Origin of the sequence: Ornithinimicrobium sediminis, from assembly GCF_021272345.1 — a bacterium.
Lineage (GTDB): Bacteria > Actinomycetota > Actinomycetes > Actinomycetales > Dermatophilaceae > Ornithinicoccus > Ornithinicoccus sediminis_B.
Genome location: NZ_JAJSDQ010000005.1, coordinates 57,874 through 81,972, shown reverse-complemented (window position 1 = coordinate 81,972; position 24,099 = coordinate 57,874). Strand labels below are relative to the sequence as shown.

The 24,099-nt window shown below is 71.8% G+C and carries 23 protein-coding genes; 11 read left to right on the top strand and 12 right to left on the bottom strand.

What is annotated here, in order from left to right:
• Nucleotides 1-267: 267 nt before the first annotated feature.
• From LVO85_RS12330 to LVO85_RS12320, 3 genes are read left to right on the top strand one after another with little or no spacing between them, the layout of a single operon-like run.
• The gene (locus tag LVO85_RS12330) at nucleotides 268-1,791 is read left to right on the top strand and encodes an alpha/beta fold hydrolase (protein WP_232747786.1); all 1,524 of its coding nucleotides are present in this window, start codon (nucleotides 268-270) and stop codon (nucleotides 1,789-1,791) included.
• Nucleotides 1,788-3,044, top strand: a complete 1,257-nt coding sequence (locus LVO85_RS12325; RefSeq protein WP_232747785.1) for a hypothetical protein — start codon at nucleotides 1,788-1,790, stop codon at nucleotides 3,042-3,044. The genes LVO85_RS12330 and LVO85_RS12325 overlap by 4 nt, the downstream gene beginning before the upstream one ends.
• On the top strand, nucleotides 3,041-4,006 hold the full coding sequence (locus LVO85_RS12320; RefSeq protein ID WP_232747784.1) for a bactofilin family protein: 966 nt from the start codon (nucleotides 3,041-3,043) through the stop codon (nucleotides 4,004-4,006). Before LVO85_RS12325 ends, LVO85_RS12320 begins: the two co-directional genes overlap by 4 nt.
• Here LVO85_RS12320 and LVO85_RS12315 read toward each other — a convergent pair.
• Genes LVO85_RS12315 through LVO85_RS12275 form a run of 9 tightly spaced genes read right to left on the bottom strand, consistent with a single transcriptional unit; the run spans nucleotide 3,984 to nucleotide 11,224 of the window.
• Nucleotides 3,984-4,604, bottom strand: coding sequence for an acVLRF1 family peptidyl-tRNA hydrolase (locus tag LVO85_RS12315; RefSeq protein ID WP_232747783.1), 621 nt, complete (start codon nucleotides 4,602-4,604; stop codon nucleotides 3,984-3,986). The two genes, LVO85_RS12320 and LVO85_RS12315, sit on opposite strands and share 23 nt — an antisense overlap.
• 1 nt (nucleotide 4,605) lies before the next feature.
• Complete coding sequence (locus tag LVO85_RS12310) at nucleotides 4,606-4,932, bottom strand: metal-sulfur cluster assembly factor (protein ID WP_232747782.1); 327 nt, start codon at nucleotides 4,930-4,932, stop codon at nucleotides 4,606-4,608.
• A 37-nt stretch (nucleotides 4,933-4,969) separates the two neighbouring features.
• Nucleotides 4,970-5,428: a Fe-S cluster assembly sulfur transfer protein SufU gene (gene sufU / locus LVO85_RS12305; protein WP_232747781.1), complete on the bottom strand. Its 459-nt coding sequence runs from the start codon at nucleotides 5,426-5,428 to the stop codon at nucleotides 4,970-4,972.
• The gene (locus LVO85_RS12300; protein ID WP_269813444.1) at nucleotides 5,428-6,729 is read right to left on the bottom strand and encodes an aminotransferase class V-fold PLP-dependent enzyme; all 1,302 of its coding nucleotides are present in this window, start codon (nucleotides 6,727-6,729) and stop codon (nucleotides 5,428-5,430) included. The genes sufU and LVO85_RS12300 overlap by 1 nt, the downstream gene beginning before the upstream one ends.
• A complete protein-coding gene (gene sufC / locus LVO85_RS12295) occupies nucleotides 6,726-7,484 on the bottom strand; it encodes a Fe-S cluster assembly ATPase SufC (RefSeq protein ID WP_232747779.1) in 759 nt (252 codons plus the stop codon). The genes LVO85_RS12300 and sufC overlap by 4 nt, the downstream gene beginning before the upstream one ends.
• 17 nt (nucleotides 7,485-7,501) lie before the next feature.
• Nucleotides 7,502-7,846: a non-heme iron oxygenase ferredoxin subunit gene (locus LVO85_RS12290; protein WP_232747778.1), complete on the bottom strand. Its 345-nt coding sequence runs from the start codon at nucleotides 7,844-7,846 to the stop codon at nucleotides 7,502-7,504.
• Nucleotides 7,843-9,027, bottom strand: a complete 1,185-nt coding sequence (sufD, locus tag LVO85_RS12285) for a Fe-S cluster assembly protein SufD (RefSeq protein ID WP_232747777.1) — start codon at nucleotides 9,025-9,027, stop codon at nucleotides 7,843-7,845. The genes LVO85_RS12290 and sufD overlap by 4 nt, the downstream gene beginning before the upstream one ends.
• Nucleotides 9,027-10,448: a Fe-S cluster assembly protein SufB gene (gene sufB / locus LVO85_RS12280; protein ID WP_232747776.1), complete on the bottom strand. Its 1,422-nt coding sequence runs from the start codon at nucleotides 10,446-10,448 to the stop codon at nucleotides 9,027-9,029. Before sufB ends, sufD begins: the two co-directional genes overlap by 1 nt.
• Before the next feature lie 2 nt (nucleotides 10,449-10,450).
• The gene (locus LVO85_RS12275) at nucleotides 10,451-11,224 is read right to left on the bottom strand and encodes a helix-turn-helix transcriptional regulator (RefSeq protein WP_232747775.1); all 774 of its coding nucleotides are present in this window, start codon (nucleotides 11,222-11,224) and stop codon (nucleotides 10,451-10,453) included.
• Nucleotides 11,225-11,371: 147 nt separating this feature from the next.
• Here LVO85_RS12275 and LVO85_RS12270 point away from each other — a divergent pair, with 147 nt between their 5' ends.
• The 3 genes from LVO85_RS12270 to LVO85_RS12260 are packed head-to-tail and all read left to right on the top strand — an operon-like array spanning nucleotide 11,372 to nucleotide 13,801.
• Nucleotides 11,372-12,061, top strand: a complete 690-nt coding sequence (locus LVO85_RS12270) for an ABC transporter ATP-binding protein (RefSeq protein WP_232747774.1) — start codon at nucleotides 11,372-11,374, stop codon at nucleotides 12,059-12,061.
• The gene (locus tag LVO85_RS12265; RefSeq protein ID WP_232747773.1) at nucleotides 12,058-12,828 is read left to right on the top strand and encodes an ABC transporter permease; all 771 of its coding nucleotides are present in this window, start codon (nucleotides 12,058-12,060) and stop codon (nucleotides 12,826-12,828) included. The genes LVO85_RS12270 and LVO85_RS12265 overlap by 4 nt, the downstream gene beginning before the upstream one ends.
• Nucleotides 12,829-12,865: 37 nt before the next feature.
• Nucleotides 12,866-13,801, top strand: a complete 936-nt coding sequence (locus LVO85_RS12260) for a COX15/CtaA family protein (protein WP_232747772.1) — start codon at nucleotides 12,866-12,868, stop codon at nucleotides 13,799-13,801.
• Here the strand turns inward: LVO85_RS12260 and LVO85_RS12255 are convergent.
• Complete coding sequence (locus tag LVO85_RS12255) at nucleotides 13,777-14,724, bottom strand: heme o synthase (RefSeq protein WP_232747771.1); 948 nt, start codon at nucleotides 14,722-14,724, stop codon at nucleotides 13,777-13,779. The two genes, LVO85_RS12260 and LVO85_RS12255, sit on opposite strands and share 25 nt — an antisense overlap.
• A 211-nt stretch (nucleotides 14,725-14,935) precedes the next feature.
• On the opposite strand from LVO85_RS12255, the gene tkt reads away from it, so the two are divergent.
• Genes tkt through pgl form a run of 5 tightly spaced genes read left to right on the top strand, consistent with a single transcriptional unit; the run spans nucleotide 14,936 to nucleotide 23,268 of the window.
• On the top strand, nucleotides 14,936-17,182 hold the full coding sequence (tkt, locus tag LVO85_RS12250; protein WP_232747770.1) for a transketolase: 2,247 nt from the start codon (nucleotides 14,936-14,938) through the stop codon (nucleotides 17,180-17,182).
• Nucleotides 17,183-17,190: 8 nt separating this feature from the next.
• The gene (gene tal, locus LVO85_RS12245; protein ID WP_232747769.1) at nucleotides 17,191-18,393 is read left to right on the top strand and encodes a transaldolase; all 1,203 of its coding nucleotides are present in this window, start codon (nucleotides 17,191-17,193) and stop codon (nucleotides 18,391-18,393) included.
• Nucleotides 18,390-20,042 carry a glucose-6-phosphate isomerase gene (locus LVO85_RS12240; RefSeq protein WP_232747768.1) on the top strand — a complete coding sequence of 551 codons (1,653 nt, stop codon included), beginning with the start codon at nucleotides 18,390-18,392 and terminating at the stop codon, nucleotides 20,040-20,042. The genes tal and LVO85_RS12240 overlap by 4 nt, the downstream gene beginning before the upstream one ends.
• Complete coding sequence (gene zwf / locus LVO85_RS12235; RefSeq protein WP_232747767.1) at nucleotides 20,042-21,595, top strand: glucose-6-phosphate dehydrogenase; 1,554 nt, start codon at nucleotides 20,042-20,044, stop codon at nucleotides 21,593-21,595. The genes LVO85_RS12240 and zwf overlap by 1 nt, the downstream gene beginning before the upstream one ends.
• Nucleotides 21,592-23,268 carry a 6-phosphogluconolactonase gene (gene pgl, locus LVO85_RS12230; RefSeq protein ID WP_232747766.1) on the top strand — a complete coding sequence of 559 codons (1,677 nt, stop codon included), beginning with the start codon at nucleotides 21,592-21,594 and terminating at the stop codon, nucleotides 23,266-23,268. Before zwf ends, pgl begins: the two co-directional genes overlap by 4 nt.
• Nucleotides 23,269-23,290: 22 nt before the next feature.
• Here the strand turns inward: pgl and LVO85_RS12225 are convergent, their stop codons facing one another.
• Both LVO85_RS12225 and secG read right to left on the bottom strand, forming a co-directional pair.
• Nucleotides 23,291-23,641, bottom strand: coding sequence for an RNA polymerase-binding protein RbpA (locus LVO85_RS12225; RefSeq protein WP_232747947.1), 351 nt, complete (start codon nucleotides 23,639-23,641; stop codon nucleotides 23,291-23,293).
• 116 nt (nucleotides 23,642-23,757) lie between these two features.
• The gene (gene secG, locus LVO85_RS12220; RefSeq protein ID WP_232747765.1) at nucleotides 23,758-24,000 is read right to left on the bottom strand and encodes a preprotein translocase subunit SecG; all 243 of its coding nucleotides are present in this window, start codon (nucleotides 23,998-24,000) and stop codon (nucleotides 23,758-23,760) included.
• Between the last annotated feature and the right edge of the window lie 99 nt (nucleotides 24,001-24,099).

Here is a 24,099-nt window from a genome sequence, read left to right as displayed (position 1 = left end):
CGGATCTGGCGCCGAAGCGCCGAGCGGGTCGGTCGGGACCCCCGCCGTCCGACCTTGTTGACGTAGCGGGAACCAGTTTCCTCCTTCTCCCCGCGTGCGGCAAGGACGGCGCCGGATCTGTCGCGGAAGGTCCGCCTTGCGCAGGACCTTCGCCTCTGGCACCGCCCCCCTCCCGACGGGAGGCTCGGAGTGGGTCGTGGCGGGGCCCGTCACCCCGAGTCGTGACAGCCCTCGCCCGTCACGCCGAGCCGGAGGAAGGCGACGGACATGCTCCAGGAGACCAGCACCCGCACCACGAGCGAGTCCCCGGCTGCGCCGGGACGGTGGCGGGCGACCGGTCCGGCGCTGGCCGCCGCCGTCGTGGTCCCCACCGCTCTGGTCGTGGGCTGGCTGATGCCCCGGGGCCCGGTGACCACGACCCAGGCCCTCGCGACCGTCGCCCTCGGCCTCCTCGTGGGGGCAGTGGCCGGCTGGTCGACACGGTCCCGGTGGGCACTGCTCCTCACCCCTGCGGTCTTCATGGTCGTCTTCGAGGTCGCCCGTGCCCCGGTGGACGGCCCGACGGTGGACGCCCCCCGCGTGGGTGACCTCTACGGCGTGCTCACGCTCCTGGCCGGGCGCGGTGTGGACGCCGTCCTGATGCTGCTGCCCCTGGTGGTGGGGGTAGGGCTGGGCCTGGCGTACGCACGCCGGTCGGGTCGTCTGCCCGCCCGGGCAGGGGGTGGCTGGCCCGGTCGCGTCCTGCTCGCGGTCGGTGTCGTGGCGGTCCTGGCGCTGGTCGGAGGGCTCCTCCGGCCGGCCTCGACCGAGGCGGTCACGGACGCTGCCGGTGAGGAGGTGCCCGGCAGCATCGCCGAGCTCGTCCCCGTCGAGATCGGCGGCCATGAGCAGTGGCTGATGCTGCGTGGGGTCAGCACCGACGCCCCCGTGCTGCTCTATCTCGAGGGAGGACCGGGCGGCACGGGCATCGGCCGCATGCGCCAGTCCGGTGAGGACCTCGAGCAGGACTTCGTCGTGGCCACGTGGGACCAGCGCGGCACCGGCAAGTCCGTGTCCGCACTGGAGCCCCGGGACACCCTCACGGTCGACCGGATGGTGCAGGACACCCTGGAGGTGACGGCATACCTGCAGGAGCGCTTCGACGAGGAGCGGGTCTACCTGGTCGGCAGCTCGTGGGGCACCGTCCTGGCCGTGCTGGCGGCACAGCGCTCACCGGAGTCCTTCCACGCCGTGGTCGGCACCGGTCAGATGGTCGACCCGTTCGAGACGGACGAGCTGATGTATGCCCAGAGCGTCGCCGACGCCGAGGCGCGGGGTGATGCGGGGCACGCGGCGACCCTGCGCGAGATGGGGCCGCCGCCGTACGAGGACACGCTGGACTACCCCGGCGCGATCGCGTCCAACCCCGCCTGGTCCGCGTTCCCCGGGGGTGAGGACTACAACGCCGCCTCGGAGTACCCGGCGAGCCTCTTCGTCGCGGAGTACACCCTGGTGGAGCAGCTGCGCGGGATGGCCGCGATCGCGGAGACCTACGACGTGCTCTACCCCCAGCTCGCGGGGGTCGACTTCCGCCGCGACGTCCCCCGGCTCGACGTCCCCGTCTACGTGGTGGCGGGTGCCTACGAGGCGCCCGGGCGGGACGTGCTGGCGCAGGAGTGGGTCGACGGGCTCGACGCCCCGGTGGCCGAGTACGTCGTCTTCGAGCAGTCCGGCCACAACCCGAACTTCCACGAGCCGGGACGCTTCGCCGACCTCATGGCTCGCGTCCACCAGGAGGTCCTCTCGCAGTGAGCACCGTCGCGACCTGGCGCGGACCGAGCACCACGGCTTTCGGCTACGTGCTCTTCGTCGGCCTGGTGGCGGGCGGCTACTTCTACAACCTCACCTTCGTCCAGCTCGGCCTGGTCGACCTCGGCACCCGGGTGGTGGGCCTGTCACCGGACCGGGTGGCTGCTCACCTGGCGGTGCTGGCCGGGGGCACCCTGGTCGTCGCCCTCGTCGCCGGGGTGGTGCTGCACCGGACCGGGGGCAGCGCACGATTCCTCACCAAGCTCCGGCTGCTGTCCCTGGTGGTGGTGCTGCAGACCGTGCTGACCGCCGCTGCCCCGGCGGTCGGCAGCGAGCGGGCCTTCGCCCTCTGGGTCCTGACCGCGTCCCTGGCCCTCGGGGTGGGCGTGCCGGCGATGTTCGGGCTCACCTGCGACCTCGTCGCCACCCGTGACCGAGGCTGGGTCGCCGCCGTCATCACCTCGGCGGCGTTTCTTCCTGCTGCCGTGCTCACCACCGACTGGCAGATCGAGCGCTTCACCGAGCAGCTGCTCTGGCCGATGGCCGCGGGCGCGACCGCCCTGGCAGCGCTGGCCTTCGCGCCCTCGGCGCTCACCCAGGCGCTGGCGCGACAGCACGAGTCCCCCCGCTTCGGTCGGGGACGTTTCACTGTCGCGCACGACACGGCCCGGTGGCCGGGTCGTGGGTTCGTGGTGGCCCTGCTGCTGATGTTCGGCATCTACTTCATCGACAGCCTCGGCTTCCTCCGCCTTGTCGACACCCCGACCTACATGGTCACCGCGTGGCACTCCTCCGACCCCGCGCCGACCTGGCTGATCGGCGGGGCGCACGTGCTGGCCGCGGCGCTGGCGGGGATCCTCTACCCAGCCCTGCGGCAGCGTGCGCTGTTCGGCTGGGTGTTCGTGCTCTTCGCGCTCGCCCAGCTCCAGTACGTGCTGCACGCCATGGTCGCTCCGGAGGTGCCCGCCTCGCTGGCCGCCCCCCTGCTCTACGCCATGGCGGTGAGCATCTACACGGTGCTCTCGTTCACCCTGTGGGCCGACTTCTCGACACCGCGCACCATCGCCCTCGTCACCGCGGTGGGCGTGGGGGTGTCGGGGTGGCTGGCCTCGTTCCTGTCCACGTCGCTGTCCCTGGCATGGCGCAGCGGCGGCATGCCGTTCACCGACCACATGCGTGCCGTCGCCGCGATCAGCCTGACCCTCTTCCTGGTCAGCGCGGTGCTGCTGGTGGCCTCCCGGCAGGACACCGCATGAGGACGCTCAGGGTGCTCCTGGTGATGGTGCTGCTGGTGGTCACCGCCGGATGCGCCGCCACCGGGACGCCCGCCGACACCGGGCGCTACTCGCTCACCCTGGTCACCCAGCACGCCCACGTCGTCGAGGACGGCCAGACCACGGTGGGTCCGCTGGTCCTCGCCGGTGGCTCGCTGACCGTGAGCGAGGGCGCGGAGCACCGCGGGGACGTGCTGACCCTGGCGGGGCGGATGGTCGTGCAGGGACAGGTGTCCGGGGACGTCGTCGCCCTGGGTGGCGAGGTGTCCCTGGCGGCGGGGGCCGTCGTGACCGGGGACGTGCTGCAGGTCGACGGCTCGCTCGACGTCGACCCGCTCGCCCGGGTGCAGGGTCGCGTGGTCACCGCCGCCGACGCGGCGCAGGTCTGGGGCGAGCCGGCGTCCGGTCCCACCCTCACCCAGCAGCTGGTGGCGGCACTCGTCGGGGCGCTGGTCGCGGGGGCCTTCGCCTGGGGCCTGACCCGGGTGGCCACCCGGCCGGTGCGTCGGGTGGCTCGGGCGGCGGAGGGCTACCCGGTCGTGAGCGGGGCGCTGGGGACCCTCGTGCTGCTCACCGCACCCGCGCTGCTGGTCTCGATGGCGTTCACCCTCGTGCTGCTGCCCCTGGCGGTCGTGCTCCTGCTGCCGCTCGCCGGGCTCACGGCCTACGGGCTGGTGTGCGTCGGCCAGGCCGTCGGGCAGCGGCTGCTGCACCGTCGAGCGCCCCGGCTGCGTGCCTCGGAGCAGGCGGCTGTCGGCACCGCGGGGCTGGTCCTCGTGCTCGCGCTCCTGGGGATGCTGCCCCTGGTCGGTCTGCTGTCCCTCTTCACGGCAGGTGCCGTGGGCACGGGTGCCGCCCTGCTGACCGGGCTGGGCACGCACGGGTACGCTCCGCCGGCAGGCCTCGAGGATGACGAGGTGCTCAGGCAGGGTCGGTCAGGCTGACCCGGACGGCTCGACCGCGACCGACCGCCTTCTCCAGCACCACCAGGCGTGGGTCCGTGATGTCGGGCAGGTCCCGCCGGGGCAGGACGGTGAGCGGGTGCAGCCGCGGGTCCTGCAGCACCTGGGCCACCAGCATGCGGTCGCCCCCCACCACGAGGCCGTCGAGGTCCCTGCCGAGCAGGAGGGTGCGGACACGCTCGGTCACCGACCCGACCAGCGCGTCGGCCTGGTTGCCCCGCCGGCGGGCGAAGCGGTGCTGCGACCACCCACCGGCCGCGGTGCGCGACTGCACGTAGCGGGTGCCGCAGTGGTGCGCGACGAGCCGCTCCCCTGCGGCCCGCCCCACGGCATACCCTCCCCTGCGGACCAGCACCAGCCCCAGGGACGACGGCGCCGCCGCCCACCCCGGGAGGTCGGGTGGCGGCGTCGTCGTGGGGGGGTGCCAGCCGCTCAGCCGCGCGGTGCTGCCGTCGTCGGCCGTGAGGACGTATGCCGTCTCGTCCCGGGCCCAGGTCAGCGCGCCGTGTCGCTCCGCGAAGCCGTCGACCCAGCCGGGCAGACGCTCCGGGGCGACCTCGACCCGGCGGGGGCCGGACACCTCAGACGTTGAAGCCGAGGGCGCGCAGCTGCTCGCGGCCCTCCGGGGTGATCTTGTCCGGACCCCACGGAGGCATCCACACCCAGTTGATGCGGTGCGAGGTGACCAGGCCCTCGAGAGCCTGGGCCGTCTGGTCCTCGATGACGTCGGTCAGCGGGCAGGCCGCGCTGGTGAGGGTCATGTCGATGACGGCGTGTGCCTGGGCGTCCACGGTCACGCCGTAGATGAGGCCCAGGTCGACGACGTTGATGCCGAGCTCGGGGTCGACGACGTCGCGGAGGGCCTCCTCCACGTCGGCGACGTTGGGGACTGCGGTGGTCTCACTCATGGGGCAACCTTCCTGCGGGTGCAGAGTGTCGGTGTACTTACGGTCTCATGCCGGAGATGTCGACCCCGGCACGGGCGAGGGCGTCGAGGTAGGCGCTCCAGCCCAGCAGCGCGCACTTGACCCGGGCGGGGTAGCGCGCGACGCCGGCCAGGGCGACGGCGTCGCCGATGACCTCGGGGTCGCCGGGGTCGGCGCCCTTGGACATCAGCATGGCGTGGATGCCGCGGTAGGTCGCCAGGGTCTCGCGCACCGGTCGGCCGACCGACTCCTCGGCCAGCATCGAGGTGGCGGCCGTCGAGATGCTGCATCCCAGCGCGTCGTAGGACAGGTCCTGCAGCACGGGCTCATCCCCGGCCCGGTCGAGGTGCACCCGCAGGGTCACCTCGTCACCGCAGGTGGGGTTGACGTGGTGCACCTCGGCGTCGAAGCCGTCACGCAGCCCGGCGTGCACCGGCCGCTTGGAGTGCTCCAGGATGAGCTCGCCGTAGAGGTCCATCAGGCGCTCACCCCGAAGATCTGCGGCACGCGGTCCAGGGCGACCAGGAAGGCGTCGACCTCGGCCGTCGTCGTGTAGACACCGAAGCTCGCCCGGGTGCTGGCCGGCACCCGCAGCCGGCGGTGCAGCGGCCACGCGCAGTGGTGACCGGTGCGCACCGCGATGCCCTGGTCGTCCAGCACCTGGCCGACGTCGTGCGGGTGGACACCCTCCACGGTGAACGCGACAGCCCCGACGCGGTGCGCCGGGTCGCTCGGGCCGAGCACCCGCACCCACGGCCGCTGCGCGAGCTGCTCGAGGGTGTAGCCCATCAGGGCATGGTCGTGCGCGGCGACGCGCTCCATCCCGACCGTGTCGAGGTAGTCACAGGCTGCTGCCAGGCCCACCGCCTGGGCCGCGACCGGCACTCCGGCCTCGAACCGCTGCGGAGGCGGCGCGAAGGTCGAGCGCTCCATGTGCACGATCTCGATCATCGACCCGCCGGTGAGGAACGGCGGCATGGCCGCGAGCAGCTCCGGGCGAGCCCAGAGCACGCCGACCCCGGACGGACCGAGGACCTTGTGGCCGGTGAAGACGAGGAAGTCCACGTCCAGCGCCGTGACGTCCACGGGCTGGTGCGGCACCGACTGGCAGGCGTCGAGCAGGGTGAGCACCCCCACCTCCCGGGCCGCGCTCACCAGGTCGGCCACGTCCACCACCGTGCCGAGCACGTTGGACACGTGGGTGAACGCGACGAGCTTCGTCGCGGGCCCGATGACCGAGCGAGGGTCCTCCAGGTAGCCGTCGTCGGTCACCCCCACCCAGCGCAGGGTGGCGCCCGTGCGCCGGCACAGCTCCTGCCACGGCACGAGGTTGGCGTGGTGCTCCATCTCGGTCACCACGATCTCGTCCCCGGGACCGACCTGCAGCCTCCGCGCCACCTCGGGGTCGGCACCGTCGAGGGCGCCGGGGGCGCCGGCGTTGCTCATGGCGTAGGCCACGAGGTTGATCGCCTCGGTGCCGTTCTTGGTGAACACGACCTCGTCGGGCTGCGCGCCGACGAAGCGGGCGATGCGCCCACGCGCGCCCTCGAAGGCCTCGGTGGCCTCCTCGGCGAGCTGGTGCGCGCCGCGGTGCACCGCAGCGTTGTGTCTCAGGTAGAAGTCACGCTCGGCGTCGAGGACGGCCAGCGGCTTCTGGGAGGTGGCGCCGCTGTCGAGGTAGACCAGCGGGGCCCCCCCGCGCACCGTGCGGGACAGGATGGGGAAGTCGGCCCTGATCCGGGCCGACTCCCCCGCTGTCAGTGCTGGCACCGAGGTCAGACCTGTGCGGTCAGGTAACGGTCGTAGCCCTCGTTCTCGAGGCGCTCGGCCAGCTCGGGACCACCGGACTCGGCCACCTTGCCGTCGATGAAGACGTGCACGTGGTCGGGGGTGATGTAGCGCAGGATGCGCGTGTAGTGGGTGATCAGCATGACGCCGATGTCGCTGGACGCCTTGACCCGGTTGACGCCTTCGGAGACGACCTTGAGGGCGTCGACGTCGAGCCCGGAGTCGGTCTCGTCGAGGATGGCGATCTTCGGCGACAGCAGCTCCATCTGGAGGATCTCGTGACGCTTCTTCTCGCCACCGGAGAAGCCCTCGTTGACGTTGCGCTCCGCGAAGGAGGAGTCCATGCGCAGGGAGGTCATGGCCTCCTTGACGTCCTTGACCCAGTGGCGGAGCTTGGGGGCCTCGCCGTCGATCGCGGTCTTGGCGGTGCGCAGGAAGTTGGACACCGTGACGCCGGGGACCTCGACGGGGTACTGCATCGCCAGGAAGAGCCCGGCCTGGGCGCGCTCGTCGACGCCCATCTCCAGCACGTCCTCACCGTCCAGGGTGACCGATCCGCTGGTGATGGTGTACTTCGGGTGCCCGGCCACCGAGTAGGCCAGGGTCGACTTGCCGGAGCCGTTCGGACCCATGATCGCGTGCGTCTCGCCGGAACGGACGGTGAGGTCGACGCCCCGCAGGATCTCCTTCACCCCCGTCTCCGTCTCGACGGTGACGTGCAGGTCCTTGATCTCCAAAGTGGTCATGTCAGTGTGCTCCTTGCTCAAGATGCGTCGTCGGAGAGGGCCACGTAGACGACGTCGCCCTCGATCTGCACGGTGTGCACCGCGATGGGTGTGGTGGCAGGCAGGCTGGTGGGCTGCCCGGTGGTCAGGTCGAAGGCAGAGCCGTGCAGCCAGCACTCGATCGTGCCGTCCTCCACCTCGCCCTCGGAGAGCGAGACGTTGGCGTGGCTGCAGGTGTCGTCGATGGCGTGCACGTCGCCCGCGCTGTCCCGCGCGATCGCGATGCGCCGGCCGTCGACCACGGCGAGGACCGCGCCCACCTCGGGCAGGTCGTCCAGGGTGCAGACCCGGACCAGCCCGTCACGCTGCGCTGCTGCGCTCACGCCGGCGTCCCCATGTCGGTCGCCAGCTCCTCCTCGATGGCCTCCATGAGGGTGTCCACGATCTCCGGGACACCGATCTTGACGATGATGTCCGCGAAGAAGCCCCGGACCACCAGCCGGCGCGCCTCGTACTCACCGATGCCGCGCGACATCAGGTAGAAGAGCTGCTCGTCGTCGAACCGACCGGTCGAGCTGGCGTGACCGGCGCCGGCGATGTCACCGGTCTCGATCTCCAGGTTGGGGATCGAGTCGGCGCGCGCGCCGTCGCTCAGGACCAGGTTGCGGTTGAGCTCGTAGGTGTCGATGCCTTCGGCCTCGGCACGGATGAGCACGTCGCCCACCCAGACGGTGCGGGCGGTCTCGCCCTGCAGCGCACCCTTGTAGGTCACCAAGGAGGTGCCCTTGGGCTCGTTGTGGTCGACGAAGGAGCGGTGCTCCAGGTGCTGGCCGGCGTCGGCGAAGTAGACGCCGAGCAGCGTCGCGTCGCCACCGGGGCCGGCATACGTCACGTTGCTGTTCAGCCGCACGACGGCGCCACCGAGGGTGACGACGATGTGGCGGTAGGAGGCGTCGCGCCCGACCAGGGCCTGGTGCTGCCCCAGGTGCACCGAGTCGTCGTTCCAGCGCTGGAGCGTGACCACGGTGAGGTCCGCGCCGTCCTGCGCCTCGACGCTGAAGAACTCGGAGTACTCCGCGGTGCCGTCGTGCTCGACGATGACGGTGGCCTTGCTGTGCCGGCCGGCGGTGAGCACGACGTGACCGAACACGGGCTCACCGCCGGTGCCGGTGAGCCGGATACGTGCGGCGTCCTCGAGCTGCGCCTCGGCCGGGATATCCAGCCGGACCGCCCCACCGCTGCGGGCGAAGGCCTGCGCAGCGGCCCGGTCGTTCGGCGGCCGGGAGGCCAGGCTGCGGGCCTGCTCACCGCTGATGTCGGTGAGGGTCACGCCCTCGGGCAGCTGGACGCTGCGCTCCAGGTGGCCGGATGCCGGACCGTCGGCGAAGAGCGCGCCCAGCCGGTCGACCGGGGTGAACCGCCACTCCTCCTCGCGTCCGGAGGGCACCGGGAAGTCCGCAGGGTCGAACGAGGCGGTGCGCGAGGCGCGGGAGCTGTCCGGCACCGTCGCCAGCCGGCTCTGCGGGTCGACGTGGGCGGGGGTGTCGTTGGTGACGATCGTCATCAGCCGACGGCTCCTTCCATCTGCAGCTCGATGAGCCGGTTCAGCTCGAGGGCGTACTCCATGGGCAGCTCACGGGCGATCGGCTCGACGAAGCCGCGCACGATCATCGCCATGGCGTCGGTCTCGGACAGGCCTCTCGACATGAGGTAGAACATCTGGTCCTCGGACACCTTGGAGACGGTCGCCTCGTGCCCCATCTGCACGTCGTCCTCGCGGACGTCGACGTAGGGGTAGGTGTCGGAGCGGGAGATCTGGTCCACCAGCAGCGCGTCACAGACCACGCTCGAGCGCGAGTGGTGGGCACCGTCCAGCACCTGCACCAGGCCGCGGTAGGAGGTGCGGCCACCGCCCCGGGCGACCGACTTGGAGACGATCGTGGAGGAGGTGTGCGGGGCGGCGTGCACCATCTTGGCGCCGGCGTCCTGGTGCTGGCCCTCGCCGGCGAAGGCGACGGACAGGGTCTCACCCTTGGAGTGCTCGCCGAGCAGGAAGACGGCGGGGTACTTCATGGTGACCTTGGAGCCGATGTTGCCGTCGATCCACTCCATGGTGGCGCCCTCGGCGCAGGTCGCCCGCTTGGTGACCAGGTTGTAGACGTTGTTGGACCAGTTCTGGATGGTCGTGTAGCGCACCCGGGCGTTCTTCTTCACGATGATCTCGACGACTGCCGAGTGCAGCGAGTCGGTCTTGTAGATCGGAGCCGTGCAGCCCTCGACGTAGTGCACCGAGGAGCCCTCGTCGGCGATGATCAGGGTGCGCTCGAACTGCCCCATGTTCTCGGTGTTGATCCGGAAGTAGGCCTGCAGCGGGATGTCGACGTGCACGCCCGGCGGCACGTAGATGAACGAGCCACCACTCCACACCGACGTGTTCAGCGCCGCGAACTTGTTGTCGCCGGCGGGGATGACCGAGCCGAAGTACTCGCGGAACAGGTCCTCGTGCTCGCGCAGGGCGGTGTCGGTGTCCAGGAAGAGGACACCCTTCTCCTCCAGGTCCTCACGGATCTGGTGGTAGACGACCTCGGACTCGTACTGCGCGGCGACGCCGGAGACCAGCCGCTGCTTCTCGGCCTCCGGGATGCCCAGGCGGTCGTAGGTGTTCTTGATGTCCTCGGGCAGCTCGTCCCAGGTGGTCGCCTGCTTCTCCGTGGACTTCACGAAGTACTTGATGTTCTCGAAGTCGATGCCGGTGAGGTCGCTGCCCCAGGTCGGCATGGGCTTCTTGTAGAACAGCTTGAGCGCCTTGAGCCGCTGGGCGGTCATCCACTCAGGCTCGCTCTTGCGCTGCGAGATGTCGAGGACGACCTCCTCGCTGAGACCGCGCCGGGCAGAGGCTCCGGCGACGTCGGTGTCAGCCCAGCCGTACTCGTAACGGCCCAGGTCCTTGAGTCCTGGGTTGAGCTCTTCGATGTTCGTCGTCATCGTCAGGGCCTTTCTCGGTGGGTCTTCTCGGGGGCGGGAGGGGGAATGCGGCGAGGTGGGGCTGCAGCTCCCCCACCGGGGTCGGGGCCCGGGACCGTGGCCATCGGCCCGGTCGGCACGAACGTCGTGCAGACGTGCTCACCACCGGCGAGGGTGGCCAGCCGCTGCACGTGGACGCCGAGCACCCGGGAGATGACGTCGGTCTCGGCGTCGCAGAACTGGCGGAACTCGGTGGCCACGGTGCGCACCGGACAGTGACCCTGGCACAGCTGGATGCCGGCAAGGCCTGTCCCCTGGCCCACCGGGCGCGTCGTGGCCGCGAAGCCCTCGTCGGAGAGCGCGGAGGCGACCGCGTCGGTGCGGCTGGTGAGGCTGTCTCCTGCCTGCGCGACGGCTGCCCGGAGCCTGACCTCCAGCCCGGCCATCTGCTGGGCGGCGAAGTCCTCGACGGCGCGTGCGCCGGCATGGTCCTCGAGGTAGTGCAGAGCGGCCGTCGCGACGTCGTCGTAGGAGGTCTGCAGCTGCTCCTGACCGCGCTCGGTCAGCACGTAGGCCCGCGCGGGCCTGCCCCGCCCCCGGCGGCCGTGCAGGGCCACCTCGCGCTCGGTGATCGACCCTTCGTCGGCGAGGGCGTCCAGGTGGCGACGGACGGCAGCAGGCGTGAGGTCGAGCTCGGCGGCGAGCTCGCGAGCGGTGACCGGGCCATGGACCCCGACGGCGCGGCGGACACGGTCCCGGGTCCGGGACTCCGCGCTGCCGTCTGCCATAAACACCATGCCAGTGTCACCTATATCCACGCACGGTCCAACCAAGGTCTACCTCACTGTGTTCCCGACGGCCGGAGCACCGGGAGCGGCGACTATCGTGGAGCGGTGCCGTGCCCTCCCCCCGTCCCCGCCGCCGCAGGCGGACCGGCCCTCCAGATGACGGACGTCGTCCGGCGCTTCGGGTCCACCACCGCTCTCGACGGACTGACCTGGACGGCTGCCCACGGGCACGTGACCTGTGTGCTGGGGCCCAACGGCGCCGGGAAGTCGACCGCCGTAGAGCTCGCCGTCGGTCTTCAGCGGCCGGACGGCGGTGACGTCCGCGTGCTCGGCCGTGACCCGTGGCGGGCCGGGCCAGGGCACCGGGGACGCGTCGGGGTGATGCTGCAGGACGGCGGCCTGCCCCAGTCCGCCCGGCCCGTCGCCCTGCTCTCCCACCTGGCCCGCCTGTATGCCGCGCCGCGTCCGGTCACGGACCTGGTCGCCCTCCTGGGCATCGAGGCGTTCGCGACGACGCCGGTGCGCCGGCTCTCCGGTGGCCAGCGGCAGCGGCTCGCCCTGGCGGCTGCCCTGGTGGGTGACCCGGAGATCGTGTTCCTCGACGAGCCCACCGCGGGGCTCGACCCGCACGCCCGCCGGGAGGTGCATGCCCTCGTCGGTGACCTCGCCGCCCGGGGCACGGCGGTCGTGCTCACCACCCACTCCTTCGACGAGGCCGAGCGCCTCGCCGACCATGTCGTCATCGTGGCCGCGGGACGGGTCGCTGCACGCGGGAGCATCACGCAGGTGTGCGCCGGGATGCCGCTGGAGGAGCGCTACTTCGCACTCACGGGCGGGGCCGCATGAGCGCACCCGCCGCCCCGACCCGCCGTGTCCTGGCCCAGGCCGCCTTCGAGACCCGCACGCTGCTCGGCAACGGCGAGCAGCTGCTCGTCTCCGTCGTGCTGCCGCTCCTCGCACTCGTCGGCCTCGCCCTGACCTCGGTGCCCGACCTGTCCGTGGGCCCCTGGTCCGGGGTGGACCGCCTCGCCGTCCTCACACCCGGTGTGCTGGCCCTGGCCGTCATCTCCACCGCGTTCACCGGCCAGGCGATCCTGCTCGCGTACGAGCGCCGCTACGGCGTGCTCAGGCTGCTGGGGACGACGCCCCTGGGCCGGGACGGCCTGCTGCTGGGCAAGGCCCTGGCGGTCCTCGTGGTCCTGGCTGTCCAGGTGGTGGTGATCGCTGCGGCTGCTGCCCTGCTCGGGTGGCGTCCTGCCCTCACCGGCCTGCCGCCGGCCGTGCTGCTGCTCGTCGCCGGCGCCGCGGCGTTCGTCGGGCTCGCCGTGCTGCTGGGCGGGTCGCTGCGGGCCGAGGGTGTCCTGGCCCTGGCCAACCTCGGGTGGGTGCTGCTGCTCGTCCTGGGGGGCGTGGTCGTCCCCGCCGCCGCCCTGCCGGGCAGCCTGGAGCCGGTGGTCACCTGGCTGCCGTCAGCGCTGCTGGCCGACGGCCTGCGCACGGTGCTGACCGGCGTGAGCGACGGCATACCGTGGTCGTTGCGCTCGGCTGCGCTGCTCGGCTGGGCCGCCCTGCTGGGCTGGTCGGCGTCCCGGGTGCTGCGCTGGTCGGACTAGGGACGTCGCTCCCAGACCTCCCACCTACCATGGAGGCGTGCTCGTCCATCCCTGGCTGCGTCGGATCCTGCTCCTCAACCTGGTCGTCCAGGTGCTCATCGTCGTCACCGGCGGCCTGGTCCGCCTGACCGGGAGCGGCCTGGGCTGCCCCACCTGGCCGCAGTGCGAGCCGGGCTCCTACACCCCGAGCTTCCAGCCGGCGGACGGCATCCACCCCTACATCGAGTTCGGCAACCGCATGCTGGGCATCCTGGTAGGAGTGGTCGCGCTGCTGACCGTGCTGGCGGTCTGGCGCTGGGCACGGCAGCGCCCGCTCACGCTCCTGGCCGGTCTCGTGCTGGGGGGAACGCTCGCCCAGGCCGTCCTGGGTGGCATCACCGTGCTCACCGCCCTGCACCCGCTGACGGTGATGGCCCACTTCCTCATCTCCATGGCTCTCATCGCCGTGAGCACCCTGCTCGTCTGGCACACCACCGGCGGCCGGACCGAGGAGGCGGCGCCGTCCAGGCTGCGCCCCCTCGGGTGGGCCACCGTCGCGGTCGGGGTCGTGGTGATGGTGCTCGGCACGGTGGTCACCGGTGCCGGGCCCCACTCCGGCGACGCCGACGCCCCCGCGCGGCTCGCCCTGGACCCGGAGGCCATGGCCAGGCTGCACGCCGTGTCCGTGTGGCTGTTCACCGGGCTCGTCGTCGCCCTCGTCGTCCTCTCGCGACGCCTCGGAGCCGGCGCACAGCTGCGTCGCGGGTGGGACGCGGTGCTGGTCGTGACGCTGCTGCAGGGCGTCATCGGCTACGTGCAGTACTTCACCGGCCTGCCGGTCACCCTGGTCTCGCTGCACATGCTGGGTGCCGCCCTGCTCACCCTGGCCCTCACCTGGGCGCAGCGCTCCACCCTCGAGGAGCACCGGGGCGCTCTCGTGGCCCGGCAGGAGGGGACGAGCGCCGAGGCTCAGCCGAGCGGGAGCGGCAGGTAGAGCAGCGGGTCGACCGCGACAGACAGGAACAGCAGGGTCAGGTAGCTGATCGAGAAGTGGAAGAGCCGCATGGCTCCCAGCGCCGGACCCGCGACCCCTCGCCTGGCGCGTCCGAGCAGGCGGTGGGACTCGACGACGAACACCCCGCCGGCGACCAGGGCCGTCACGGTGTAGACCCAGCCCATGGGGGCGACCGGCACCAGCACCAGCGAGGTCAGGACCGTGACCCACGTGTAGGCCACGATCTGGCGGCCCACCGCGACGTCCTCGGCCACGACGGGGAGCATCGGCACCCCGGCGTTGGCGTAGTCCTCCTTGAACCGCATGGACAGCGGCCAGTAGTGCGGCGGGGTCCAGAAGAAGACGACGAGGAAGAGCACGAGCGCGGGCCAGTCCAGCGACTCGGTGACCGCAGACCAGCCGATCAGCACCGGCATGCAGCCGGCGACACCGCCCCAGACGATGTTCTGGCTGGTCCTGCGCTTGAGCAGCATGGTGTAGAAGCCCACGTACAGCACGATCGCGCCGAGTGCGAGCAGTGCGCTCAGGGTGTTGACCAGCAGACCCAGCCAGAGGACCGAGGCCACCCCGAGCACCACGCCGAACACCACCGCCGCCCGGGGACGGATCGCCCCCGTGACCAGGGGGCGGTTCTCGGTGCGGTGCATCCGTGCGTCGATGTCCCGGTCCAGCACGCAGTTGAGGGTGTTGGCCGAGCCGGCGGCGAGGACCCCGCCGACCAGCGTGGCGAGCACGAGGCCCAGCGGCGGGATGCCGCGCTCCGCCAGGAACATGACGGGGAAGGTGGTGACCAGCAGGAGCTCGATGATGCGCGGCTTGGTGAGCGCGACGTAGTCACGCACCACCTGGCGCCACCGGGGCTGTGCAGGGGTGCCGGCCGAACGGCGGTCGAGCGTGGTCACGAGATCCTTCGAGACGGAGGGGTGGTTTTCCGGACGGGCACCCCGTGGCCGGGGCCCGCCCCGATCCTACCTGCGCACGTGGACCTGCGAGTCAGGGGCGTCCGGGACTAAGGTCGACCGTGACCTGGTTCGCACAGTGTGCGTCCCGGACGTGTGCCCACTCACCGGAGCACCGACCGGCCGAAACATCCGACTGCAGCAAGGAGTCCCCGTGACCGACCAGACCGAGACCCTCCTCGCCGAGCGCGACCCGCAGCTGGCGCTCCCCGTCGCCGACCAGGCCGGGTGGACCGAGCTGGACGTGCGGGCCGTGGACACCGTGCGCATCCTGGCCGCCGACGCGGTGGAGCACTGCGGCAGCGGCCACCCCGGCACCGCCATGAGCCTGGCGCCCCTGGCGTACGTGCTCTACCAGCAGGTCATGCGGCACGACCCGAGCGACCCGCACTGGCTCGGGCGCGACCGCTTCGTCCTCTCCTGCGGCCACTCCAGCCTCACGCAGTACATCCAGCTCTACCAGTGCGGCTACGGCCTGGAGATGGACGACCTCAAGGCACTGCGGACCTGGGGCTCGAGGACGCCCGGTCACCCGGAGGTCCACCACACCCCCGGCGTGGAGATCACCACCGGTCCCCTGGGGTCCGGCCTGGCCTCCGCCGTCGGGATGGCGATGGCACAGCGGCGCCAGCGAGGCCTGCTGGACCCGGACGCAGCACCGGGCGAGTCGCCCTTCGACCACCACATCTGGGTCGTCGCCTCGGACGGTGACCTGATGGAAGGTGTCTCGAGCGAGGCCTCGTCGCTCGCCGGCCACCAGGAGCTGTCCAACCTGACCGTCGTCTACGACCAGAACTACATCAGCATCGAGGACGACACCGACATCTCCTTCAGCGAGGACGTCGCCCAGCGCTACGAGGCGTACGGGTGGCACGTCGACGTCGTGGACTGGCGCACCCGCGACACCTACACCGAGGACGTCGACGCGCTCCACGCCGCGTTGACCGCCAGCCGCGAGCGGACCGACCGGCCCACCCTGGTGCTCCTGCGCACCATCATCGCCTGGCCTGCTCCCGACGCCCGCGACACCGGTGCCGCCCACGGGTCGGCCCTCGGCGCCGAGGAGGTCGCTGCCACGAAGCGGCTCCTGGGGTTCGACCCCGAGGTCCACTTCCCCGAGGAGGCGGAGGTGCTCGCGCACACGCGCTCGGTCGTGCAGCGAGGACAGGAGGCGCACGCACAGTGGCAGCAGCGCTACGACGCGTGGCGGGACGCGCACCCCGAGCAGGCCGCCCTCCTGGACCGGCTGCTCGACAAGCGGCTCCCCGACGGTCTGGACGAGGCCGTCCCCAGCTTCGAGGCCAGCGACGACGGCATGGCTACGCGCAAGGCCTCCGGCGAGGTGCTGACGGCACTCGCCGACGTCATGCCGGACCTGTGGGGCGGCTCGGCCGACCTGGCCGGCTCCAACAACACGACGATGAAGGACGTCCCCAGCTTCGTCCCCGAGAGCAAGGCGACGGAGATGTTCCCCGGGAACGCCTACGGCCGCACCCTGCACTTCGGCGTCCGGGAGCACGCCATGGGCATGATCCTCAACGGGATCGCCCTGGAGGGCCTGACCCGGCCCTACGGCGGGACCTTCCTGATCTTCTCCGACTACATGCGACCTGCCGTGCGGCTGGCCGCCATCCAGCAGGTGCCGGTCATCTACGTGTGGACCCACGACAGCATCGGACTCGGTGAGGACGGCCCGACCCACCAGCCGGTGGAGCACCTGGCGGCGCTGCGCGCCATCCCCGGCCTCGACGTGGTCCGGCCGGCCGACGCCAACGAGACTGCCGTGGCGTGGCGGACCATCCTGGAGACCGTCGACCACCCCAGCGCGCTGGCCCTGACCCGCCAGAACGTGCCCACCTTCGACCGTGCGACCTTCGCCTCCGCCGACGGCGTGGCCCGAGGAGGCTACGTCCTGGCCGACGCCGACGGTGGGGCCCCCGAGGTCATCCTCGTGGCCACCGGCTCGGAGGTGCAGCTGGCGGTCGCCGCCCGCGAGACCCTGCAGGCGGCCGGCACCCCCACACGGGTCGTGTCACTGCCCTGCCTCGAGTGGTTCACCCGCCAGGACAAGGCCTACCGCGACGAGGTGCTGCCCCCGTCCGTGCGGGCGCGGGTCAGCGTGGAGGCCGGCGTGGCGCAGGGCTGGCGCGACCTCGTCGGGGACACCGGCCGGATGGTCAGCCTCGACCACTTCGGCGCCTCGGCCGACTACGAGCGGCTGTACCAGGAGTTCGGCCTGACCGCAGAGTCCGTCGTCGAGGCGGCGCAGGACTCCCTGCGTGCGGTCGCGGCGGACGCCGGCCCCGCTCAGGACCTTCCGCAGGAGCCCGACACCGTCAGCGAGGCCGTGGGAGACGGCGACCAGGGCGGCAACCGATCCACCGACGCAACCCAGAAGTGAGGGACACCATGACCGCGAGCGAGCACACCCCGAGCACCGAGACCACCCCCAACCCCAACGCCGGCGCGGCGGAGCACGCCCGTCAGGCACCGGCGGACACCCCCCTGGCGGCGCTGTCCGCCGCCGGGGTGTCGGTCTGGCTGGACGACCTCAACCGGCCGATGATCACCGAGGGCGACCTGCAGGCCCTCATCGACGAGCGGCATGTCGTCGGGGTCACGACGAACCCCACGATCTTCGCTGCGGCCCTCGCCGAGGGCGATGCCTACTCCCAGCAGGTCCGCGAGCTGGCCGCGCAGGGGGCGGACGTGGAGCACGCGGTGTTCGCCCTGACCACGCGCGACGTGAGGGACGCGTGCGACATCCTGCGTCCGGTCCACGACGCGACCGACGGCGTCGACGGCAGGGTGTCGATCGAGGTGGACCCGCGCCTCGCCGCAGACACCGCGGGCACGGTCGAGATGGCACAGCGGCTGTGGGCCGAGATCGACCGTCCCAACCTGTTCATCAAGATCCCGGCCACGGTGGAGGGTCTCCCGGCGATCACCCAGACCCTGGCGCACGGCATCAGCGTCAACGTGACCCTGGTCTTCTCCCTCGACCGCTACCGCGGCGTGATGAACGCCTTCCTGACCGGCCTCGAGCAGGCCCGCCAGCACGGGCACGACCTGTCGACGATCCACTCCGTGGCCTCGTTCTTCGTCTCGCGCGTCGACTCCGAGGTCGACAGGCGTCTCGACGAGATCGGCACCGACGAGGCGCTCTCGCTCAAGGGCACGGTGGCCCTGGCCAACGCACGGCTGGCCTACCAGGCGTTCGAGGAGGTCTTCTCCACGCCCCGCTGGCAGAACCTCGCCGACGACGGTGCGCACGTGCAGCGTCCGCTGTGGGCCTCCACGGGCGTCAAGAACGAGGACTACCCCGACACCATGTACGTCACCGAGCTGGTGGCGCCGCAGACCGTCAACACCATGCCGGCAGCGACGCTGGACGCCACCGCCGACCACGCCCGGATCAGTGGGGACACGGTCACCGGCGGGTATGCCGCGGCACAGGAGACCCTGGACGCCCTCGAGCGGGCGGGTGTCTCCTACACGGAGGTCGTCGGGCTGCTCGAGCGGGAGGGGGTCGAGAAGTTCGCGACGTCGTGGGACGAGCTGCTCGACACCGTGCGGGGTGAGCTGGACAAGGCCGCCGGAGAGGCCACGTGAACGCACTGCTCATCGAGGCGCTGGGTGACGCTGCCACGGCGGTGGAGCGCCACCTGCCCGCTCTGGTCGAGGAGAGGTTCGCCTCCCGTCTCTTTGCCCGGGACACGTCCCTGTGGGGCAGCGACGCCCAGGAGGAGGCGTCCCGGCGGCTCGCCTGGGTCGACCTGCCGCGCAGCTCACGGCCCCTGTTGGGACAGATCGCTGCGTTGCGGGACCAGCTCACCGGGCGAGGGGTGCAGCGCATCGTGCTGTGCGGGATGGGTGGCTCCTCGCTCGCCCCCGAGGTGATCTGTGCCACCGCCGGGGTCGACCTGGTCGTCCTGGACTCCTCGGACCCTGACGCGGTCCGGGGCGCAGTCCGGGAGAGGGTCGAGCAGACCGCGGTCGTCGTGTCCTCCAAGTCGGGAGGCACCGTCGAGACCGACTCCCAGCGCCGGGTCTTCGTCGAGGCCTTCGAGCGGGCCGGCATCGACCCCACCGAGCGGATCGTGGTGGTCACCGACCCCGGCAGCCCCCTTGACCACAGCGCCGGTGTCGGCGGGTACACCGTCGTCCATGCGGAGCCTGACCTCGGGGGACGGTACTCGGCGCTGAGCGCCTTCGGTCTCGTCCCCAGCGGCCTGGCCGGGGTCGACGTCGAACGGCTGCTCGACGAGGCCGAGGAGGTCGCCGACCTGCTCGCGGAGGACGACGTGGCCAACCCGGCCCTGCGGCTGGGCGCTGCTCTCGGGGGCACGCAGCCGCTGCGCGACAAGCTGCTGCTCACCGACCAGGGCTCAGGCATCGTGGGCTTCGCCGACTGGGCCGAGCAGCTGCTGGCCGAGAGCACCGGCAAGGACGGCACCGGGCTGCTGCCCGTCGTCGTCGGCACCGACAACGACCCCACCGCAGCCATCACCGATGTCTCCGACCTCGCCGTCGTGGCGTTCACCGCCGACCCCTCGGACAGTGAGGACGACGTCGACCCGACACCGACGGCAGAGGTCACCGGATCAGTGGTCAACGTCGCCGGTCCGCTCGGTGCACAGTTCCTCCTCTGGGAGGCGGCCACCGCCGTCGCGGGGCACCTGCTGGGCGTCGACCCCTTCGACCAGCCCGACGTCGAGTCCGCCAAGCACGCGGCTCGCGAGCGGATGCAGGCCGGGACGGGTGCTGTCGGGGAGCCCGAGGCGACGGACGGCCCCGTGCAGATCCGCACCACGGGGGGGAGGTGGTGGTCCCCGGCCGCGGAGGACGCGCTGTCCTCGGCGCTCGAGGCACTGCTGGCCCGCGTCGACCCGCAGACCGGGTACGTCGCGGTCATGGCCTACCTGGACCGTGCCGTGCACCCCGACGTCGCCGACGTCCGTGAGGTGCTCACCGAGCGCGTCGGTCGACCGGTCACCTTCGGCTGGGGCCCACGGTTCCTGCACTCCACCGGTCAGCTGCACAAGGGCGGACCTCCCACGGGGGTCTACCTGCAGATCACCGCCGACCCGATCGAGGACCTCCCGGTCCCCGAGCAGGACTTCACCTTCGGCCAGCTCATCGCAGCCCAGGCAGCGGGAGACGCCGCGGTGCTCGGCGACCTCGGCCGGCCGGTCCTGTGCCTGCACCTCACCGACCACACGGACGGGCTCAACCTGGTCCGTCGCACCCTGGAGGGCTGATGGTCGAGCCTGGCCTGCCCGTCGTCACTGCCGAGCACAACCCGCTGCGCCAGCCCGACGACAAGCGGCTGCCCCGGATCGCCGGCCCGTGCAGCATGGTCATGTTCGGTGTCACCGGCGACCTTGCCCGCAAGAAGCTCATGCCCGCGATCTACGACCTGGCGAACCGCGGCCTGCTGCCGCCAGGGTTCTCCCTGGTCGGCTTTGCGCGGCGGGACTGGGACGACCAGGACTTCGCCGAGGTCGTGCACGACTCCGTGCGCAAGCACGCCCGCACCCCCTTCAGGGAGGACGTCTGGCGCAGCCTGGCCGAGGGTTTCCGGTTCGTCCAGGGGGCCTTCGACGACACCGAGGCCTTCACCCAGCTCGCGCGCACGGTCACGGCCCTGGACGAGGAGCGGGGCACCGGCGGCAACCATGCCTTCTACCTGTCCATCCCCCCGGGCTGGTTCGCCCCGGTCTGCGAGCAGCTCCAGGCCTCGGGTCTCAGCGACCCGCGTCCCGGCACCTGGCGAAGGGTGGTCATCGAGAAGCCTTTCGGCCACGACCTGTCCAGCGCCCAGGAGCTCAACGACATCGTGGAGTCCGTGTTCCCGCCGGACTCCGTCTTCCGCATCGACCACTACCTGGGCAAGGAGACGGTGCAGAACCTCCTGGCGCTGCGCTTCGCCAACCAGCTCTTCGAGCCGGTCTGGAACGCCAACTACGTCGACCACGTGCAGATCACCATGGCCGAGGACATCGGGATCGGCGGCCGGGCGGGGTACTACGACGAGGTGGGCGCGGCGAAGGACGTCATCCAGAACCACCTGCTGCAGCTGCTGGCCCTCACCGCCATGGAGGAGCCGGTGGGCTTCACCGCCGATGCCGTGCGTGCCGAGAAGGAGAAGGTGCTGACCTCTGTCCGGCTGCCCGAGGACCTGTCCGCGGCCACCTGCCGGGGCCGCTACACCGCCGGCCGTCAGGGAGGTGAGCTGGTGGGCGGCTACCTCGAGGAGGACGGTGTGGCCGAGGACTCGACCACCGAGACGTATGCAGCGGTCACCGTGGACGTGCACACGCGCCGCTGGGCCGGCGTGCCGTTCTACCTGCGGACGGGCAAGCGGCTCGGCAAGCGGGTGACGGAGATCGCCGTCGTCTTCAAGCGGGCACCCCACCTGCCGTTCACCAGCACGGCGACCGAACAGCTGGGGCACAACGCGATCGTCATCCGCGTGCAGCCCGACGAGGGTGTGACGATGCGCTTCGGCTCCAAGGTCCCGGGCACGCAGATGGAGGTGCGCGACGTGACCATGGACTTCGGCTACGGCGCGTCGTTCACCGAGTCCAGCCCCGAGGCCTACGAACGGCTCATCCTCGACGTGCTGCTGGGCGACCCACCGCTCTTCCCCCGTCACGAGGAGGTCGAGCTCTCCTGGAAGATCCTGGACCCCATCGTCGCGCACTGGGAGGCCGACGACCGGGCACCGCACGACTACCCCGCAGGGACGTGGGGACCGCCGCAGGCGGACGAGCTGATGCGCCGGGACGGGCGCGAGTGGAGGCTGCCGTGATCGTCGACCTGCCCGAGACCACGACCAAGGACGTGGGCAAGAAGCTGATCGAGCTGCGCAACAGCGTGGGCGCGATGGCGATGGGCCGCGTCCTCACCCTGCTCGTGGTCGTCGGGGAGCGCGGCGCAGACGAGGCCGTCTCGGTCGCCAACGACGCCACCCGGCAGCACCCGGCGAGGATCATCGTGCTCGTCAGTAGCAACGGGGACGGCCAGGACCGGCTGGACGCCCAGATCCGGGTCGGGGGTGACGCCGGCGCCAGCGAGATCATCGTGCTGCGCCTGGGTGGGGGTCTGGCCGGCCACGGCGACTCCGTCGTCACCCCCCTCCTGCTCCCGGACTCCCCCATCGTCGGGTGGTGGCCCGGCGACCCTCCCGAGGACGTCGCCGGGTCGCCCCTGGGACGGATCGCCCTGCGCCGCATCACCGACGCGCAGCACTGCCGTCACCCCGGCGAGCAGCTGCAGCGCCGGTCCCACCACTACCGCAGCGGTGACACCGACCTGACCTGGACCCGGATCACCCGCTGGCGCGCTCTGCTCGCCGCCGCCCTGGACCACCCGCCCTACGAGTCCGTGACCTCCGCGACGGTGACTGCGGAGCCCGGATGTCCCAGCGCAGACCTCCTGGCCGGGTGGCTCGGCGTGTCCCTGCGGACGCCGGTGCACCGGGAGGAGGCCGAGCCCGGCACGGGTCTGGTGGGGGTCCGGCTGGAGCGCTCCTCCGGTGCGGTCGAGCTGGTCCGCCTGGAAGGACAGCTGGCGGCCCTGTCCCAGCCGGGGCAGCCGACCCGCGAGGTCGCCCTGCTGGAGCCCGGGCTGCCGGAGGCGCTCGCTGCCGAGCTGCGCCGTCTGGACGCCGACGAGGTGTACGCCCGCTCGCTGTGCCAGGGGCTGTCCTACGTCGACGCCGACTCACGCGTCTCCTCCCAGGTGCGGGTGGGCCCGGACGCCCCCGCCGTGGCGGCGGCCGTGGCCTCCGCGGCCGTGGCCCGCCTCGAGGCAGCCGTGGAGAGCCGAGGCATCGGCCATCTGGTGCTGACCGGCGGGTCGATGGGCGCGGCGACAGTGCGGGCCCTGGCGGACATCTCCGAAGGTGCGGGGGTCTGGCGGGACGTGCACATCTGGTGGGGCGACGAGCGGTTCGTCCCCGAGGGCGACCCCGATCGCAACGACCAGCAGGCCGTCGACGCCGGGCTGGACCGGCTCGGCGTGCCGTCGGGCCAGGTCCATCGCGTCCCTGCGGGAGAGGACCCCGACGAGCTGGCAGCGGCCGCAGCCGACTATGCCGAACAGCTGGCGGCGTTCGCCGGCGACGAGGGGGAGGCTGCCGTGCCGCGGTTCGACGTGCTCCTGCTGGGCATGGGGCTCGACTCCCACGTCGCCAGTCTCTTTCCTGGTCGCGACGAGCTCGAGGTCGACGACAGCAGCACGGTGCCGGTGACCGGCTCCCCCAAGCCACCGCCGCTGCGGGTCTCCCTGACCGTGCCGGCCCTGAGGGCGGCGCGGGCGGCCTGGCTGGTCGTCACCGGTGAGGACAAGGCCGAAGCCGTCTCGACGGTGCGGAGCATGACGGACGACCACCGGCATCCCGCCACCTGGGTGCGTGGCAGCGAGGAGACGGTGTGGTGGCTCGACGAGGCCGCCGCCGAGGAGCTGGCGCCCGGCTCCTGACCGCGCCCCAGGCTGCCTGACCTCAGGCCCCGCCGGTCCTGCCCCGGAGCGCCTTGAGTGCCTCGTCGAGGAGCTCCTCGCCGTCGGCGGCCGAACGTCGCTCCTTCACGTAGGCCAGGTGGGTCTTGTAGGGCTCGGTCCGCGGTGCCGACGGCGGGTTGTCCTTGTCCTGCCCTGCCGGCAGACCGCAGCGCGGACAGTCCCAGGTCTGCGGGATCTCCAGACCCTCCTCGCGGGAGAAGCTCGGCCTGGACTCATGACCGTTGCTGCACCAGTAGGAGACATGGACCCGAGGAGCGCTCTCGCCACGCTCGGCTTCCCCCATGGGGCCGCTTCCGACCCGGCTCCCCCGGATGGCGTTGGTCCCGACCACGTGATGCTCCTCGCTGTGCGCCGACGGTGCGTGTGCCACCGGACACCTGACGATGTCTGTGACGCAGGTTACCCCAGCGGCAGGACAGGGCGGCGCCGGGTCGTCTCAGCGGACGCTCAGCCGAAGCGGATGAGGATGCCGATGCCCACGACGGAGGTCACCCAGACCAGTGCCATGGCGACGGTGATGCGGTTGAGGTTGCGCTCTGCCACCGACGAGCCACCGAGGCTGCTCGACATGCCACCGCCGAACATGTCGGACAGACCGCCACCACGTCCCTTGTGCATGAGGATCAGCAGCACCAGGAAGATGCCGCTCGCGACGAGCAGCACATCGAGGAAGATCCGGACAGCGGTCACGGGGTCACACCTTACGGTCGGAGCTCCCACCGCTGACTGCGGTGGACGTGGTCAGTCGCCCGCCCTCGGACCGAGGAACGGGCGACTGACAGGGTAACG

What these genes read in the sequence shown, in the direction of transcription:
- LVO85_RS12330 (WP_232747786.1), top strand. Translation starts at nt 268, where the DNA reads ATGCTCCAGGAGACCAGCACCCGCACCACGAGCGAGTCCCCGGCTGCG.
- LVO85_RS12320 (WP_232747784.1), top strand. Translation starts at nt 3,041, where the DNA reads ATGAGGACGCTCAGGGTGCTCCTGGTGATGGTGCTGCTGGTGGTCACC.
- LVO85_RS12310 (WP_232747782.1), bottom strand. Translation starts at nt 4,932, where the DNA reads ATGAGTGAGACCACCGCAGTCCCCAACGTCGCCGACGTGGAGGAGGCC.
- sufU (WP_232747781.1), bottom strand. Translation starts at nt 5,428, where the DNA reads ATGGACCTCTACGGCGAGCTCATCCTGGAGCACTCCAAGCGGCCGGTG.
- sufC (WP_232747779.1), bottom strand. Translation starts at nt 7,484, where the DNA reads ATGACCACTTTGGAGATCAAGGACCTGCACGTCACCGTCGAGACGGAG.
- sufD (WP_232747777.1), bottom strand. Translation starts at nt 9,027, where the DNA reads ATGACGATCGTCACCAACGACACCCCCGCCCACGTCGACCCGCAGAGC.
- sufB (WP_232747776.1), bottom strand. Translation starts at nt 10,448, where the DNA reads ATGACGACGAACATCGAAGAGCTCAACCCAGGACTCAAGGACCTGGGC.
- LVO85_RS12275 (WP_232747775.1), bottom strand. Translation starts at nt 11,224, where the DNA reads ATGGTGTTTATGGCAGACGGCAGCGCGGAGTCCCGGACCCGGGACCGT.
- LVO85_RS12270 (WP_232747774.1), top strand. Translation starts at nt 11,372, where the DNA reads ATGACGGACGTCGTCCGGCGCTTCGGGTCCACCACCGCTCTCGACGGA.
- LVO85_RS12265 (WP_232747773.1), top strand. Translation starts at nt 12,058, where the DNA reads ATGAGCGCACCCGCCGCCCCGACCCGCCGTGTCCTGGCCCAGGCCGCC.
- tal (WP_232747769.1), top strand. Translation starts at nt 17,191, where the DNA reads ATGACCGCGAGCGAGCACACCCCGAGCACCGAGACCACCCCCAACCCC.
- zwf (WP_232747767.1), top strand. Translation starts at nt 20,042, where the DNA reads ATGGTCGAGCCTGGCCTGCCCGTCGTCACTGCCGAGCACAACCCGCTG.